Origin of the sequence: Ensifer sp. MJa1 (assembly GCF_037026475.1) — a bacterium.
Taxonomy (GTDB): Bacteria; Pseudomonadota; Alphaproteobacteria; order Rhizobiales; family Rhizobiaceae; genus Ensifer.
Window position 1 is genome coordinate 33,477 of the sequence record NZ_JAKUMO010000004.1, and the last position, 14,768, is coordinate 48,244.

The following is a 14,768-nucleotide window of genomic DNA, read 5'->3' on the forward strand; positions in this document are numbered from 1 at the left end:
GCGAAGCAGGCATCAAGGGCGTAGGCCCGATTCCCGCTCAAACACCGCAAATGAAGCGCTCTCGAAAGCCCTGGAACGGGCCCGGTTCTGCGATAGTGAAAGCCTGAAGGCATGGCAACGACACCGATCATCTACTCCCAGGCCCTGATGCTGCTCGGCGGGGCCGTCATTGCCGCCCCGATCTTCAAGCGGCTCGGCCTCGGCACGATCCTCGGCTATCTCTCGGCCGGCATATTGATCGGCCCCGTCGCTCAAAGCATCACCGAGGGCGAACAAATTCTCCACGTGTCGGAACTGGGCGTCGTCTTCCTGCTGTTCATCATCGGGCTAGAGCTCAAGCCCTCGCGGCTCTGGCAGATGCGACGCGACATCTTCGGCCTTGGCACCGCTCAGGTGCTGATCACCGGTATCCTTCTGTCCTACATCATCTATGCCATCGGACTTCTCGGGCATGGCGGCAGCATCATCGCCGGTTTCGGCCTGTCGCTGTCGTCGACGGCTTTTGCCATGCAGATCCTTGACGAGAACAACGACCGCAACACGCGCTACGGACAGCGGGCGTTTTCGATCCTGTTGCTTCAAGACCTGGCGATCGTACCGTTGCTGGCGCTCATTCCGCTCTTGGCGCTGCAGATGCCCGAGGACACGACGCCGCCGCTCGAGGATTTTGCGATCGCGACCACGGCAATCGTCGTGCTCTTTGCGGCCGGCCGCTACCTCGTAAATCCGCTGTTCCAGATCATCGCCCGCACCGGCGCCCGTGACGTCATGATTGCGGCGGCACTGCTTGTCGTCATGGGGGCGGCGACGATGATGCAGCTCGCCGGCCTCTCAATGGCGATGGGCGCGTTCCTGGCGGGCGTGCTGCTGGCGGAATCCTCCTATCGCCACGAACTTGAAGCGGATATCGAGCCGTTCCGCGGTATCCTGCAGGCGCTGTTCTTCATGGCCGTCGGCCTTTCGCTGCAGCTCGGCGTCATCGTCGAACGCTACCAGCTGATCATCCTTGCCGTGCCGCTTTTGATGGCACTGAAAAGCCTGGTGCTCTACTGGCTCTGCCGGCTCACCGGATCCCACCACAACGACGCAGTGCGCATCAGTCTTCTTCTGCCGCAGGGCGGCGAATTCGGCTTCGTGCTGTTTACGGCGGCAGCGACTGCCGGCGTCTTCTCGGACGGCGACGCCTCGCTGCTCGTTGCTATCGTGACCCTGTCGATGGCACTGACGCCGCTTGCCTCGATGCTGGCGTCAAAACTGATGCGCGAGCAGGATGAGATGGACGAGGAGATCGAGGAAGATTTCGATGGCGCCAATGCCGACGTCCTGATGATCGGCTTCTCCCGTTTCGGCCAGATCGCTGCGCAGATCCTGCTTGCCGGCGGGCGAGACGTGACGATCATCGACCATTCCGCCGCACGCGTGCGCCAGGCCGCGACCTTCGGTTTCCGCATCTATTTCGGCGACGGCAACCGGTTGGACGTGCTGCGCGCCGCCGGCATCGAACGCGCCAAGATCGTCGCCGTCTGCACGCAGAAGAAGGAAACGACCGACCACATCATCGACCTCGTACAATCAGAGTATCCGAACGCCCGCATCTACGCCCGCTCCTACGACCGCCTGCATACGCTGGAACTGCGCGCCAAGGGTGTCGACTACGAGCTGCGCGAAACCTTCGAGTCCGGTCTGCTCTTCGGCCGCAAGACGCTCGAAGCGCTAGGTGTCGGCGACGACGAGGCGATTGCGATCATGGACGACATCCGCAAGCGTGACGAGGCCCGGCTGGTGCTTCAGGAAGCCGAAGGCATCACCGCCGGTCGCGACATGCTGCATTCGCGTCCGGTCAGGCCCGAGCCGCTGGTCAAGCCGAAGCGCGAGGTCGACCACTCCGTCGAGACGGGTGAGCGCGTCCTGCCGGGCCTGCCCGCCGACGAACGGGAAAGCGCCTGAGGTTTCGCGCTTTGAGGGGTCTTTCCCCGTCAGGCAGGTTGCGTGGGGCTCTTGCCCGACATCAGCGGCGCTGCAGCGCCTTCATGCGCTCGTCAAGCGCCCGTTTCAGTTCGTCCTTGATGCTGGCGGTCCCTTTCAGCACCTGTTCGGCCCGCAGGAAATCCATCACCCGGTAGCGGCCGACATCCGGGCGCAGCAGGATGTCCGGCGCGCCCTCCTTCAGCTTCATCGAAATGATCGATTGCATCATCAACTGGCTTGCGCCGAACAGGCTGTCGATGCGGCTCGGGATCGTCTTGCCATCGCCGTCCGGCCCGCCGACGACATCGACAGCGACGACAATATCCGCCAAGCCGCGCAGATGATCGAAGGGAATGGGATTGTAGATGCCGCCATCGATCATCACCCGCCCGTCGATCTTCACCGGCGTGAAGATCGCAGGCAGGGCGGCCGAAGCAGCCAGCGCCTTCCACAGGTCGCCCTTCTCGCAGATGTGCTCGGTCTGGGCATAATAATCGGTGACAACGACCTTGAGCGGGATCGCCAGGTCGGAGAATTTCGGCGGGATAGCCTCGGGCAGGAATGCCCTGAGCACGCGTTCGCCGTTGAACTGTCCGAAGCGAAAACCGCTGGCCATCGCTTCGGACAGGCTCGCCGGCCGCAATTGCCAGAGGCGGTTTAGCACCTCACGGCGATGGCCGACCGTCGACAGCGTATGGGCACGGATTTCTTCGCCGCGGAGGCCCGCCGCCATGCCGGCGCCCATGATGGCGCCGATCGAGGAGCCCGCGATCACCACCGGACGAATGCCGAGATCGTCCAGCGCCTCGATGACGTGGATATGCGCCAGTCCGCGTGCGCCACCGCCGCCGAGCGCCAGCGCCACCGACGGCTCGCCCTTCGTCCTGGGTAGTCTGTGCGTCATCGAAAGATCCTGCTTCATCGGCATACCCTCCGCTTTCAAGCGGGACAGAAACACGTCGGCAGGCGGAGCCTAGCTTTGCAAGCAAACCGGAAACATGACGTCAGGCGCCGCGAAACCGATAGAAATGCATGCGGGTGTCGCCAAAAACCCTGACATCGAGGTTTTCGAACACGGCGACGGGCGCCGGCTGGACATCGGCGCGTTCCTCTAGGATGACCAGCGCATCGGGAACCAGCCACTTGCCGACAGCGGCCGATTCCAGCGCCTTTTCGCCGAGGCCCTTTGCATAGGGCGGGTCGGCGAAAACGAGATGAAACGGCTCCATCGTGCCGACGCCGCCAAGGCTGGTGGCATCACGCCGGAAGACCTTCGCTCGCCCCTGCAGACCGAGTGTCTCGATGTTGGTTTGTAGCAGCCCCCTGCCCTCGACGCCCTGTTCGACGAAGAGTGCCTGTCGGCACCCGCGCGACAAAGCTTCAAAACCGACGGCGCCGGTGCCCGCGAAAAGATCGAGCACACGGGTGCCGTCGAGCGCCTCCGGATAGGAGTGGCTCAGGATGTTGAACAGGCTTTCGCGCGTTCGATCCGTCGTCGGACGGATATCATTGGACTTGGGGGTCGCCAGGCTGCGACCCCGGAATTCTCCGCCGACGATCCGCACGATCGCTTAGTTCCCCTTGCCGCGCGGCTTGCCGCCGCCGGGACGGGCGCCGCCAGGGCGACCACCGGGCTTGCCGCCACCCGGCTTGCCGCCGCGGGGAGCCCCTGACCGTGCTCCGAAAGACTTGCCACCAGAGGGTTTGCCGCCGAAGGGCTTTCCGCGCGGCTTGTCACCGAAGGGACGGTCACCGCCTTCACGCCGCTGGGGACGATCCCCCTCGGCGCGCGGAGCGCGCGGCTTGTCGGAATAGCTGCGCGGACCACCTTCGGCACGCGCAGGCCGGTCGCCGCGCGGACGATCGCTACCTTCACGACGCGGCGGACGATCACCCTCCGCACGCGGAGTGCGTGGCTTGTCGAACCGGCGTTCCCCACCCTCGGCGCGGGCCGGCCGGTCGCCACGGGGACGGTCCCCGCCTTCGCGGCGCGGCGGACGATCACCGTGATCGCGCGAATTGCGCTCGCCGCCGTCGAACGAACGGCGTCGCTCGAAACCGCCGTCGCGGCCGTGTTCCTTGTTGCGGCGGACAGGTTCAGCGGCGCTGATCCATTCGCCTTCATCGTCGCGGCTCTTGACGAAGGGGCGCGCCGGCTTCTCGGCGCGTGCGAAATCCTTGCCGGCTCCCTTGCGGTCCGGGTCGAACTTGCTCGTCGTCTTCGTCGCCAAACCGTCCTTGTTGCGGCCGTAGCGCTTGGTCTTCGGAGCGCCATCCGGGCGCTCGCGACGCACGGGCTTCTCGGTGGCATCGCCTTCGGCGGATTTCGCCTTCTTGTCGGCCAGCGGACGGGCGCCCGGTGCCATCCAGACATTGGCCGTGCGGGCGCGCTGTGCGGGCGCGCGCTTCGGCCGGTCTTCGAACTTGGCGTCGCGGTCATCGCGAGGGCCGCCCTTGCCACGCGGCCCTTCCTTGCGGCCACCATCACGGCGATCGTCGCGCCGGGTGTCGAGCCGCGCCAGCGCTCGTTCTCGCTTGTCTTCCGGCTTTTCCCAGCGGTTGCTCTTGCGCTGTTCGTCGTCTTCGTGCTGCTCGTGAGCGCCCGTTGTCGCCTGGTCGTTATAGAGCGGCGCGTCGAAGTTTGCCTTGGCATCCTCGATCAGCCGCGGCCCGAGTTGATCGCGTAGCGTGCGGCCACGGATCTCCTGCACATGGCCCTCCGGCAGTTCGCCGAGCTGGAACGGTCCGTAGGAGATACGGATCAGACGGTTGACGTCGAGACCGAGCGCGCCGAGCACGTTCTTGATTTCGCGGTTCTTGCCTTCGCGCAGACCCATGGTGATCCAGACGTTGGAGCCCTGAACCCGGTCGAGCGTCGCCTCAATCGCACCATAGAGCACGCCGTCGACGGCGATGCCGTCCTTCAGCCGGTCGAGATCCGCCTGCTCGATTTCACCATGGGCGCGCACGCGATAGCGGCGCAGCCAGCCGGTCGACGGCAGCTCGAGCACGCGGGCAAGACCGCCGTCGTTGGTGAGCAGCAGCAGGCCTTCGGTGTTGATGTCGAGGCGGCCGATCGACAGCACGCGCGGCAGTTCGTCTGGCAGGTTCTCGAATACGGTCGGGCGACCTTCCGGATCGGCGTTGGTGGTCACCAGGCCGGCCGGCTTGTGATATAGCCAGAGCCGCGTGCGTTCGATGCCGCGGATCGGTTGATCGTCAACCTCGATGGAATCGGCAAGCGTCGCGTTGACGACGGGCGTATCGAGAACGACGCCGTTCAGCTTGATGCGGCCTTCCATGATCATGCGCTCGACATCGCGGCGCGAGGCGACGCCGGCGCGCGCCAGGATCTTGGAGATGCGCTGCGGCTCGTCGGCACCTGCGGTTGCAGCGCTCGGCCGTTCCCTGGCCGGACGCGAAGCGCCGGCCTTTGGACCGGAGGTCTTTGCACCGAAGCTCTTGGCATCGGCGCTCTTGACGCCAAAAGACTTCGGGCCGGAAGCCTTGAAGCCTGCGGCCTTTTTCGGCGCTGCGCCCTTCTTGTCGGCGAAATGCGGTTTCTTGTCCCGGCCGGCGGACTTGCCGCCAGGCCGCGTGGGCTTGTCTTTAGATGTCATTTGTGTTGCCTGCCTTTTGCGGCTGTCCTATCAGGTCGCGGCCCGTGGGTTAAGAGAAATTATTGTTTGAGCGATGGCTGAGACGACACGCTTCATGGATGCGGCCCTTGAAGAGGCCAGGAAAGCCGCCGAACGCGGCGAAGTCCCGATCGGTGCCGTCGTTGTTTTCGACGGCCGGATCATTTCACGCGCCGGCAATCGCACCCGCGAACTCAGCGACGTGACCGCACACGCCGAAATCGTCGCCATTCGCGAGGCCGCCGCCGTCCTTAAGGACGAGCGGCTGACAGGCGCCGATCTCTACGTCACGCTCGAGCCCTGCACCATGTGCGCGGCGGCGATTTCATTTGCCCGCATCCGCCGTCTCTACTACGGCGCCGACGACCCGAAGGGCGGCGCTGTCGATAGCGGTGTGCGCTTTTTCGGCTCTCCCACCTGCCACCATGTTCCGGACGTCTATTCCGGGCTCGCCGAACGGGAGGCCGCCGACATGCTCAGGGACTTTTTCGCCGAGAAACGGTAACGCCGTTCCCCGATCTCGCTTCAGTCAGCCGCGAAGCTTTCGAGCGCCGGGCCCGAAAGACGGTAGCGCGTCCATGCCGACATCGGTTCTGCGCCGACCGACTCGTAAACCCGGATCGCCGGCTCGTTCCAGTCAAGCACGCTCCACTCGAAGCGACCGCAACCTTCCTCAACGGCAATCTTCGCCAGGTGCTTCAAGAGCAGCTTGCCGGCACCGGAGCCGCGGCAATCCGGCGTGACATAGAGATCTTCAAGATAAAGCCCCTTGCGCGCCTGCCAGGTCGAATAGTTGTAGAACCACATGGCAAAGCCCGCAGGCTTGCCATCCTTTTCGCAGATCACCGCGCGGGTGATGGCGTCAGGTCCGAACAGCGAAGCCTGCAGCATCTCCACCGTCGCCTCGACGGCATCGGGCTCCTTCTCGTAGATGGCAAGTTCGGTGATGAAGCGCAGGATGACTTCCGCGTCTTCCGGGCGCGCGTCGCGAATGCTGATGGTCATGGCCGATATGCTGCTTAGGCAACTCCAGCAAACGAAAGGCGGTTCCCGGGTTGCGAAGATTGAGGGAGATAAAGGCATGCCGCCGTTTCAGCGAAACGGCGGCATGATCTTAGAAGGGCCAGTACCACTTGGTGCCGGAATTCTTGATCTGCGCTTCCTTCTTGCGGCGGCGCTCCTTGTCCTTCTCCGGTTCGCCAAGCTCCGTCTCAGCCCCCTCCGGCAGGCGGCGATAGTCGAGCGGCGGGTCGCTCAGGAAACGGCGCTTGTCGGAATAGGCGCCCATCTCGACCTTGCGTGCTTCGCGGTAGGCTTCCTGCTGTTCCTTGGCAGACAGGCGACGACCGTTGGCACTTGCCTTGGCAAGCGGCGAAACATAGTTCGGGTTGTTCTTGTTGGCGTCGGCCTCTTCGCGCAGACGGGCGCGCACCTCTTCCGGAGATTCAACCCATTCCGGGTTGGCCTCCCGGCTGGCGAGCGACTTCTGCGGCTCGACAAGGGCAACCTGCTGCGCCGATGGCGGCAGGACCAGACCGGGGCGCGGCTGGTACTTGACCGGGTCGCGCTTCGGCGGGCCAAAGCTCACGGCGCTGCCGAGGTCGTCCATGAGTTGTTCGCCGGCCGTCTTGTCCGTGCCGTAGGTCGGGCCGCCAATGCAGCCCGTAAGCACCAGGCCGCCCATCAGAATGGCGGCCACGCTGGCAAACACTCGCAACTCTCGCGTCATTTCCATGAAATTCCTTCCAGCCGGCCGCCGGTCAGCGCGGCCACCCAAGCGCCCATGACGGAGAAATCCGCCAAATTTCGGGCAGGTTTTACCGGATGAACGCAACGAGTGCAATTCATCCAGTAACAATCCGTTAAGCCTTGAAACCAAGTTCCCGCAGGGCCGCCGCATCGCGAGCGGAGACATCAGGGTAAAGCGGGTCGGAACCGACATCGGTCGTGATCCGCCAGGAGCGGGCGCATTTCTGGCCTTCGGCGAGCTTCGGCACGACGCTCACCTTCGCCACTTCAGGCAGGCGGAACGCGTCCGCGGGACCTTCGGTGGCATCGATGGTGATTGCCGAGGTGATGCAGATCTCGGCGAAGTCCTGGCCTTCCAGCGCCTTCAAGAGCTCCGGATCGGCGACATGGACGACCGGTGCCGCCTCCAGCGACGAACCGATGCGCTTGTCCTTGCGCTCGATTTCGAGCGCGCCGGTGACGACCGTGCGCACGGCACGGATCTTGTCCCACTTGGCTTCGAGCGCATCGTTCTTCCATTCCGAAGGGATCGCCGGGAACCGTTCGAGATGCACCGAAACAGCGTCAGGCTTGCGCGACAACCACGCCTCTTCCGTGGTGAAGGGCAGCATTGGCGCCAGCCACAGCACGAGGCAATCGAAGAGCTTGCGGATGACGGCCAGTGCCGACCGGCGGCGCAGGCTCGACGGCGCGTCGCAGTAAAGCGCGTCCTTGCGGATGTCGAAGTAGAAGGCAGAGAGCTCGACGTTGGAGAAGTCGATCAGCGCGCGAGCGATCTTCTTGAAGTCGAAGGCGTCATAGCCTTCGCGCACGAGCTTATCGAGCTCGGCGAGGCGATGCAGCATCAGCTTTTCGAGTTCCGGCATGTCGGCATAGGCAACCTCCTCGCCCTTGTCGTGGGCGAGCGTGCCGAGCATCCAGCGGATGGTGTTGCGCAGCTTGCGATAGGCGTCGATGTTGGTTTGGATGATCGTCTTGCCGAGGCGCTGGTCTTCCCAGTAGTCCGTCGTCATCACCCACAGGCGTAGGATGTCGGCGCCGGCATCCTTCATCACCTCTTGCGGCGTGACGGTGTTGCCCTTCGACTTCGACATCTTCTCGCCCTTCTCATCCATGGTGAAGCCATGGGTGACAACGGCGTTGTAGGGCGCGCGGCCGCGGGTCGCGCAGGCCTCGAGCAGCGAGGAATGGAACCAGCCGCGGTGCTGGTCCGAACCTTCGAGATAGACATCGGCCGGCCACTTCAGGTCCGGGCGGTCTTCGAGCGTGAAGGTGTGGGTCGAACCGCTGTCGAACCATACGTCGAGGATGTCCATGACCTGGTGCCACTTGGCGTGGTCGTGATCGTTGCCGAGGAAGCGGTCCTTGGCGCCTTCGGCGAACCAGGCGTCAGCGCCTTCAAGTTCGAAGGCGTCGAGGATGCGGGCGTTGACGGCCTCGTCGATCAGGATCTCGCCCTGGTCATCGGCGAAGATCGCGATCGGAACGCCCCAGGCGCGCTGGCGCGACAGCACCCAATCCGGGCGCCCTTCGATCATGGCGCGCAGGCGGTTCTGTCCGGCACCCGGCACGAAGCGGGTGTCGTCGATGGCAGATAGCGCCCGCGAGCGCAGCGTCGTGCCGTCGCCGAAGGCCTTGTCCATGTAGACGAACCATTGCGGCGTGTTGCGGAAGATCACCGGCTTCTTGGAACGCCAGGAATGCGGATAGGAGTGCTTCAGGCGGCCGCGCGCAAACAGCGCGTGACGGCCGATGAGGGCCTTGATGACGCGATCGTTGGCATCGCCCTTCTTGCCCTTGTCGTCGAGCACGCGGCCAGCGCCACCTTCGGAGTCCGGGCCAAAGCCGTGAGCATCGGCGGTGAAGTAGCCGGCATCGTCGACCGTGAACGGAATGGCCGAGGAGATGCCGCGGGCTTCGAGCGCGCGGGCATTGTCCATCCAGGCGTCAAAGTCTTCGCGGCCGTGGCTGGGTGCGGTGTGCACGAAGCCGGTGCCGGCATCGTCGGTCACATGGTCGCCGTCGAGCAGCGGCACCTTGAAGGCGTAGCCGCCGCCGAGACCATGCAGCGGGTGGGCGCAAGTGACGGCTGAAAGCTCATCGGCTTCGAGGTCGCGAACGAAATTGAAGGTGAGCTTGGCCTTGGCCGCGGACTCGTCGGCGAGACGCTTGGCGAAGATCAGCTTCTCGCCCGGCTGCGGGCCGAAGTCGTTCGCGGCGGTCGCCACTTCGTAGAGACCATAGGCATAGCGCGACGAAAAGGCGATCGCGCGGTTGCCCGGGATCGTCCAGGGCGTCGTCGTCCAGATCACCACGAAGGTGCCGGCAAGGCTGTCCGGGCCTTCGGTGACCGGGAACTTCACCCAGATCATGTCGCTTTCGACGTCGGCGTACTCGACTTCAGCTTCCGCCAGTGCCGTGCGTTCGACGACCGACCACATCACCGGCTTCGAGCCGCGATAGAGCTGGCCGAGCTTGGCGATCTTCATCAGTTCGCCGGCGATGCGGGCTTCCGCGTGGAAGTTCATCGTCGTGTAGGGATTGTCGAAGTCACCCTCGATGCCGAGGCGCTTGAACTCCTCTGACTGGACCTGGATCCAGCCGGAGGCGAAGTCACGGCATTCCTGGCGGAATTCGTTGACCGGAACCTCGTCCTTGTTCTGGCCCTTCTCGCGGTACTTTTCCTCGATCTTCCACTCGATCGGCAGGCCGTGGCAGTCCCAGCCGGGCACGTAGTTGGCGTCGAACCCGCGCATCTGGAACGAGCGGTTGATGACGTCTTTCAGGATCTTGTTCAGCGCGTGGCCGATGTGGATGTTGCCGTTGGCGTAGGGCGGGCCGTCATGCAGCACGAACTTCTCGCGGCCGGCGGCGGAGGCGCGCAGCTTTTTGTAGAGACCCATCTTCTGCCAGCGGGCCACCGTTTCCGGCTCCTTCTGCGGCAGGCCGGCGCGCATCGGGAATTCCGTCTGCGGCAGGTAGAGGGTCGAGGAGTAGTCGATCTTTTCAGCGGTGTCGGTCATGGTTTTTGCAATCGCTTCTTCGCGCGAGGGTCCGCGCATACGAAATGGACTCGGGTATCGAGAGATGACTGGGGGCGTCGGAAACGCCGAAATCCCGGACCTTCCGGCAGACTAGAGCGCGCGGAAGGCCGGGCCAATAATTCGCTGATCGATGATCAATCGACGGTGCCGGGTCATGGTGGCCGGTTGTTTAAGGCGTTTTCCGCCTTTTGAAAAGGTCCGCCGCCGCGCGAAGACCGAATTCTTTTATCCGGCGAAGTTGAGCTTGCGATCGATCTCGCCAAGCGGCGTCACGCCGGAGAGCAGCGCGCGCGCCTCGGCCTCGTCCTGCCGGATTTGCGCCACCAGCGGATCGAGCCCGTCAAACTTCAGTTCGTCGCGCAGGTGGCCGAAGAACGAAACCGCGCAGATCTCGCCATAGAGGTCGCCGGAAAAATCGAAGACGTAGGTTTCGAGCAGCGGCTCGCCATCGCTGTCGACCGTCGGTCGGCGGCCAAAGCTTGCGACACCGTCGTAGAGCGAACCGTCGGCCCGGCGAAAGCGGACCGCATAAATTCCGGGGCGCAACTCGACCTCAGGCGCAAGCCGCATATTCGCGGTCGGAAAGCCGAGTTCGCGACCAAGCTTCTTGCCGCCAATCACTTCGGCCTCGACGACATAGCGATAGCCGAGCATGCCGGCCGCCTGCGAGACATCACCTTCGCCAAGCAGCGCGCGAATATAGCTCGAGGAAATCACCGAGGCATTCTCGTCGCGGAAGGCATCGACGAGGGTTACGCCGAAGCCGTTGTCGCCGCCGGCCGCCATCAGGAAGGCCGGACCACCTTCGCGCCCCTTGCCAAAATGAAAGTCGAAACCGGTCACCACATGCGAGGCATGCAGCCATTCGAGCAGGATACGATGGATGAAATCGGATGCGGAGAGCTGCGAGAAGGTGCGATCGAAGGGGTATTCGATCACGGCGCCGAAACCCATGCCCTCAAGAATGCGCGCCTTCAGCGGCGCCGGGGTGAGGCGGAACACCGGCGTGTCCGGACGGAATACGGTTCGCGGATGCGGCTCGAACGTCAGAACCAGCGCCGGCACGCCGCGCGCGGCAGCCTCTTCGAGTGCCCGGTTCAGCACCGACTGATGACCACGATGCACGCCATCGAAATTTCCGATGGCGACGACGCCGCCGTGCAGATGCCTGGGCAGAGGATCGCGCGTCTCGTTGCGATGAAAAACCGTCATCTTCGTCGTCTTCCGTCAGGCGAGCCGCGGCATCCAGTATTTCGGCGAGGCGCCCTCCTTCTTGAGGAAGGCGGCGAGCTTCGCCTCGTCGGTCCGGCTTTCGTTCATGTATTCCTGCGCATGGATGCCGGCCGAGATGTAAAGCAGATCGAGTCCGGTATCCTGCGCGCCCTTTACGTCCGTTGGCATGCCGTCGCCGACCGCAATGACGCGCGTGAGATCGATCGCGCCACGCGCGGCCTTCGCTTCGCCGAGTGCTGCGCGATAGATGGCGATATAGGGTTTGCCGGCGATACGCGCCTCGCCACCCAGCTCCTCATAGAGCTTGGCGATGGCTCCGGCGCACGGGATCAGACGGTGGCCGCGTTCGACCACGAGGTCGGGGTTGGCACAGATAAACGGGATCTTGCGCTTGGCGAGCCCGGTCAGCGTGGCGCGGTAGTGCTCCGGCGTTTCGGTCTCGTCGTCATAGAAGCCGGCACAGACCACCGTCTGTGCATCCTCGGATGAAACGATCTGCGTTCCGAGGCCCTCAAGCAGCGGCAAGTCGCGTTCGGCGCCGATGAAATAGATCTTCTTGTCGGCGGCAGCGATCAACGCGCGGGTGACGTCGCCCGAGGTCACGATCCGGTCATAGGCTTCATCAGGAACGCCGAGACCACGGATCTGGACCTTCACCATCGGGTTCGGCCGCGGCGAATTGGTGATCAGCACAACGGTCAGGCCGGCGGCACGCGCCTCGGCCAGCGCTTCGCAGGCGGAGGCGAAGGCCTGCACGCCGTTGTGAAGAACACCCCAGACATCGCACAGCACGACGTCATAGCGAGCGGCGATTTCCCGAAAACTGTTGATCCTTGCGGCCATCCTGGCTTCCTGCAAACACGGTTTCCGGCTTGCATGGCAAGGAAGGCACAAGAATACAAGTCTCGCCTGCCGAAAAAGGGATGCCTTCCCGGGCAAAAAATCTCGCCGTCAATCCTTGACTCGTCCGGGACCGCGCCTTATCTCGGCGTCGCTAGCACTCGATAAACGAGAGTGCTAACACCCATCCATCGGGTCGATCAGCGATCCGTAGTGTCATTTGATCGAGGGATTAGACTAATGGCAAGCACCAACTTCCGCCCGCTGCACGACCGCGTCGTCGTTCGCCGCGTCGAGTCTGAAGAGAAGACCAAGGGCGGCATCATCATTCCGGACACCGCCAAGGAAAAGCCCCAAGAAGGCGAAATCGTGGCCGTTGGCTCGGGCGCCCGTGACGAAAGCGGCAAGGTTGTTGCTCTCGACGTCAAGGCAGGCGACCGCGTTCTGTTCGGCAAGTGGTCGGGCACCGAAGTCAAGATCAACGGCGAAGACCTTCTGATCATGAAGGAAGCCGACATCATGGGCATCATCGGCTGATTGGCCGTTACCCACCCCTTTTCATGACAACCAATGGGCAATGAGCCCGGGAGTTTTCTCTAATGGCTGCAAAAGAAATCAAGTTCGGCCGCACCGCGCGCGAAAAGATGCTGCGTGGCGTCGACATCCTCGCTGACGCCGTAAAGGTCACGCTCGGCCCGAAGGGTCGTAACGTCATCATCGACAAGTCCTTCGGCGCTCCGCGCATCACCAAGGACGGCGTATCGGTCGCCAAGGAAATCGAACTCGAAGACAAGTTCGAAAACATGGGCGCCCAGATGGTCCGCGAAGTTGCTTCGAAGACCAACGACATTGCCGGCGACGGCACCACGACTGCAACCGTTCTGGCCCAGGCGATCGTTCGCGAAGGCGCCAAGGCCGTTGCTGCCGGCATGAACCCGATGGACCTGAAGCGCGGTATCGACCTCGCCGTCAGCGAAGTCGTCAAGGATCTCCAGGCCAAGGCCAAGAAGATCAACACTTCGGAAGAAGTCGCACAGGTCGGCACGATCTCGGCCAACGGCGAGCGTCAGATCGGCCTCGACATTGCTGAAGCCATGCAGAAGGTCGGCAACGAAGGCGTCATCACGGTTGAAGAAGCCAAGACCGCCGAAACCGAACTCGAAGTCGTCGAAGGCATGCAGTTCGACCGCGGCTACCTGTCGCCCTACTTCGTCACCAACCCGGAAAAGATGGTCGCTGACCTCGACGACGTCTTCGTTCTCCTCCACGAGAAGAAGCTCTCGAACCTCCAGGCCATGCTCCCGGTTCTCGAAGCTGTCGTCCAGACCGGCAAGCCGCTCCTCATCATCGCTGAAGACGTAGAAGGCGAAGCTCTTGCGACCCTCGTCGTCAACAAGCTGCGTGGCGGCCTGAAGATCGCTGCCGTCAAGGCTCCGGGCTTCGGCGATCGCCGCAAGGCCATGCTCGAAGACATCGCCATCCTGACGGGCGGCACCGTGATCTCCGAAGACCTCGGCATCAAGCTCGAAAACGTCACGCTCGACATGCTCGGCCGTGCGAAGAAGGTTTCGATCTCCAAGGAAAACACGACGATCGTCGACGGCGCCGGCCAGAAGGCCGACATCGAAGGCCGCGTCGCCCAGATCAAGGCCCAGATCGAAGACACCACCTCCGACTACGACCGCGAAAAGCTGCAGGAACGTCTTGCCAAGCTCGCTGGCGGCGTTGCCGTGATCCGCGTTGGCGGCTCGACGGAAGTCGAAGTGAAGGAAAAGAAGGACCGCATCGACGACGCTCTCAACGCGACGCGCGCTGCTGTTCAGGAAGGCATCGTACCGGGCGGCGGCACCGCGCTCCTGCGTTCGGCCTCCAAGATCTCGGTCAAGGGCGTCAACGAAGACCAGGAAGCCGGCATCAACATCGTTCGCCGCGCTCTGCAGGCTCCGGCCCGCCAGATCGCTGAAAACGCTGGTGATGAAGCTTCGATCGTTGTCGGCAAGATCCTCGACAAGAACGAAGACAACTACGGCTACAACGCCCAGACCGGCGAATATGGCGACATGATCGCCATGGGTATCGTCGACCCGGTCAAGGTCGTTCGCACCGCCCTTCAGGACGCAGCTTCGGTTGCCGGCCTCCTCGTCACGACGGAAGCCATGATCGCCGAACTGCCGAAGAAGGACGCTCCGGCAATGCCGGGCGGCATGGGCGGCATGGGCGGCATGGACATGATGTGATAAAGGCGCCAGCCTTTTCACAGCATCGTCCATAAAGCTTCGCCCATGCTCTTAAAGCG

The 14,768-nt window shown here is 63.4% G+C and carries 12 protein-coding genes; 4 read left to right on the plus strand and 8 right to left on the minus strand.

Features of this window, described 5'->3' with window-relative positions; translation table 11 throughout:
* Window positions 1–111 precede the first annotated feature (111 nt).
* Window positions 112–1,947: a monovalent cation:proton antiporter-2 (CPA2) family protein gene (locus tag MKZ91_RS07165; protein ID WP_336169484.1), complete on the plus strand. Its 1,836-nt coding sequence runs from the start codon at window positions 112–114 to the stop codon at window positions 1,945–1,947.
* 61 nt (window positions 1,948–2,008) lie between these two features.
* On the opposite strand, the gene MKZ91_RS07170 is transcribed toward MKZ91_RS07165, so the two are convergent.
* From MKZ91_RS07170 to MKZ91_RS07180, 3 genes are all read right to left on the minus strand, one after another.
* Entirely contained in the window at window positions 2,009–2,890 is an 882-nt protein-coding gene (locus MKZ91_RS07170; RefSeq protein WP_442892211.1) for a patatin-like phospholipase family protein, read from the minus strand.
* 82 nt (window positions 2,891–2,972) lie between these two features.
* A complete protein-coding gene (gene rsmD / locus MKZ91_RS07175; protein ID WP_336169487.1) occupies window positions 2,973–3,533 on the minus strand; it encodes a 16S rRNA (guanine(966)-N(2))-methyltransferase RsmD in 561 nt (186 codons plus the stop codon).
* A gap of 6 nt (window positions 3,534–3,539) precedes the next feature.
* Window positions 3,540–5,588 carry a pseudouridine synthase gene (locus MKZ91_RS07180; protein WP_336169489.1) on the minus strand — a complete coding sequence of 683 codons (2,049 nt, stop codon included), beginning with the start codon at window positions 5,586–5,588 and terminating at the stop codon, window positions 3,540–3,542.
* Window positions 5,589–5,661: 73 nt separating this feature from the next.
* On the opposite strand from MKZ91_RS07180, the gene MKZ91_RS07185 reads away from it, so the two are divergent.
* Window positions 5,662–6,111 (plus strand): nucleoside deaminase, encoded by a 450-nt coding sequence (locus MKZ91_RS07185; RefSeq protein WP_336169491.1) that lies wholly within the window; start codon window positions 5,662–5,664, stop codon window positions 6,109–6,111.
* A 20-nt stretch (window positions 6,112–6,131) separates the two neighbouring features.
* Here the strand turns inward: MKZ91_RS07185 and MKZ91_RS07190 are convergent, their stop codons facing one another.
* The 5 genes from MKZ91_RS07190 to MKZ91_RS07210 all read right to left on the minus strand — a co-directional run bounded on the left by MKZ91_RS07190 (window position 6,132) and on the right by MKZ91_RS07210 (window position 12,475).
* On the minus strand, window positions 6,132–6,611 hold the full coding sequence (locus MKZ91_RS07190; protein ID WP_336169493.1) for a GNAT family N-acetyltransferase: 480 nt from the start codon (window positions 6,609–6,611) through the stop codon (window positions 6,132–6,134).
* Between the two features lie 109 nt (window positions 6,612–6,720).
* Window positions 6,721–7,341, minus strand: coding sequence for a hypothetical protein (locus MKZ91_RS07195; protein ID WP_336169495.1), 621 nt, complete (start codon window positions 7,339–7,341; stop codon window positions 6,721–6,723).
* A 127-nt stretch (window positions 7,342–7,468) separates the two neighbouring features.
* Window positions 7,469–10,378 carry an isoleucine--tRNA ligase gene (gene ileS / locus MKZ91_RS07200; RefSeq protein ID WP_336169497.1) on the minus strand — a complete coding sequence of 970 codons (2,910 nt, stop codon included), beginning with the start codon at window positions 10,376–10,378 and terminating at the stop codon, window positions 7,469–7,471.
* Between the two features lie 246 nt (window positions 10,379–10,624).
* Window positions 10,625–11,611: a bifunctional riboflavin kinase/FAD synthetase gene (locus tag MKZ91_RS07205; RefSeq protein ID WP_336169499.1), complete on the minus strand. Its 987-nt coding sequence runs from the start codon at window positions 11,609–11,611 to the stop codon at window positions 10,625–10,627.
* A 15-nt stretch (window positions 11,612–11,626) separates the two neighbouring features.
* Window positions 11,627–12,475, minus strand: coding sequence for a TIGR01459 family HAD-type hydrolase (locus MKZ91_RS07210; RefSeq protein ID WP_336169501.1), 849 nt, complete (start codon window positions 12,473–12,475; stop codon window positions 11,627–11,629).
* Between the two features lie 237 nt (window positions 12,476–12,712).
* Between MKZ91_RS07210 and groES the strand changes: the two genes are divergently transcribed.
* Entirely contained in the window at window positions 12,713–13,009 is a 297-nt protein-coding gene (gene groES / locus MKZ91_RS07215; RefSeq protein ID WP_004675403.1) for a co-chaperone GroES, read from the plus strand.
* A 62-nt stretch (window positions 13,010–13,071) separates the two neighbouring features.
* A complete protein-coding gene (gene groL / locus MKZ91_RS07220; RefSeq protein WP_336169511.1) occupies window positions 13,072–14,709 on the plus strand; it encodes a chaperonin GroEL in 1,638 nt (545 codons plus the stop codon).
* Window positions 14,710–14,768: the final 59 nt, after the last annotated feature.

Excerpts from the sequence above, each read along its gene's own strand:
- MKZ91_RS07165 (WP_336169484.1), top strand. The coding sequence starts at position 112 with ATGGCAACGACACCGATCATCTACTCCCAGGCCCTGATGCTGCTCGGC.
- MKZ91_RS07170 (WP_442892211.1), bottom strand. The coding sequence starts at position 2,890 with ATGAAGCAGGATCTTTCGATGACGCACAGACTACCCAGGACGAAGGGC.
- MKZ91_RS07180 (WP_336169489.1), bottom strand. The coding sequence starts at position 5,588 with ATGACATCTAAAGACAAGCCCACGCGGCCTGGCGGCAAGTCCGCCGGC.
- MKZ91_RS07185 (WP_336169491.1), top strand. The coding sequence starts at position 5,662 with ATGGCTGAGACGACACGCTTCATGGATGCGGCCCTTGAAGAGGCCAGG.
- MKZ91_RS07190 (WP_336169493.1), bottom strand. The coding sequence starts at position 6,611 with ATGACCATCAGCATTCGCGACGCGCGCCCGGAAGACGCGGAAGTCATC.
- MKZ91_RS07195 (WP_336169495.1), bottom strand. The coding sequence starts at position 7,341 with ATGGAAATGACGCGAGAGTTGCGAGTGTTTGCCAGCGTGGCCGCCATT.
- ileS (WP_336169497.1), bottom strand. The coding sequence starts at position 10,378 with ATGACCGACACCGCTGAAAAGATCGACTACTCCTCGACCCTCTACCTG.
- MKZ91_RS07205 (WP_336169499.1), bottom strand. The coding sequence starts at position 11,611 with ATGACGGTTTTTCATCGCAACGAGACGCGCGATCCTCTGCCCAGGCAT.
- MKZ91_RS07210 (WP_336169501.1), bottom strand. The coding sequence starts at position 12,475 with ATGGCCGCAAGGATCAACAGTTTTCGGGAAATCGCCGCTCGCTATGAC.
- groES (WP_004675403.1), top strand. The coding sequence starts at position 12,713 with ATGGCAAGCACCAACTTCCGCCCGCTGCACGACCGCGTCGTCGTTCGC.
- groL (WP_336169511.1), top strand. The coding sequence starts at position 13,072 with ATGGCTGCAAAAGAAATCAAGTTCGGCCGCACCGCGCGCGAAAAGATG.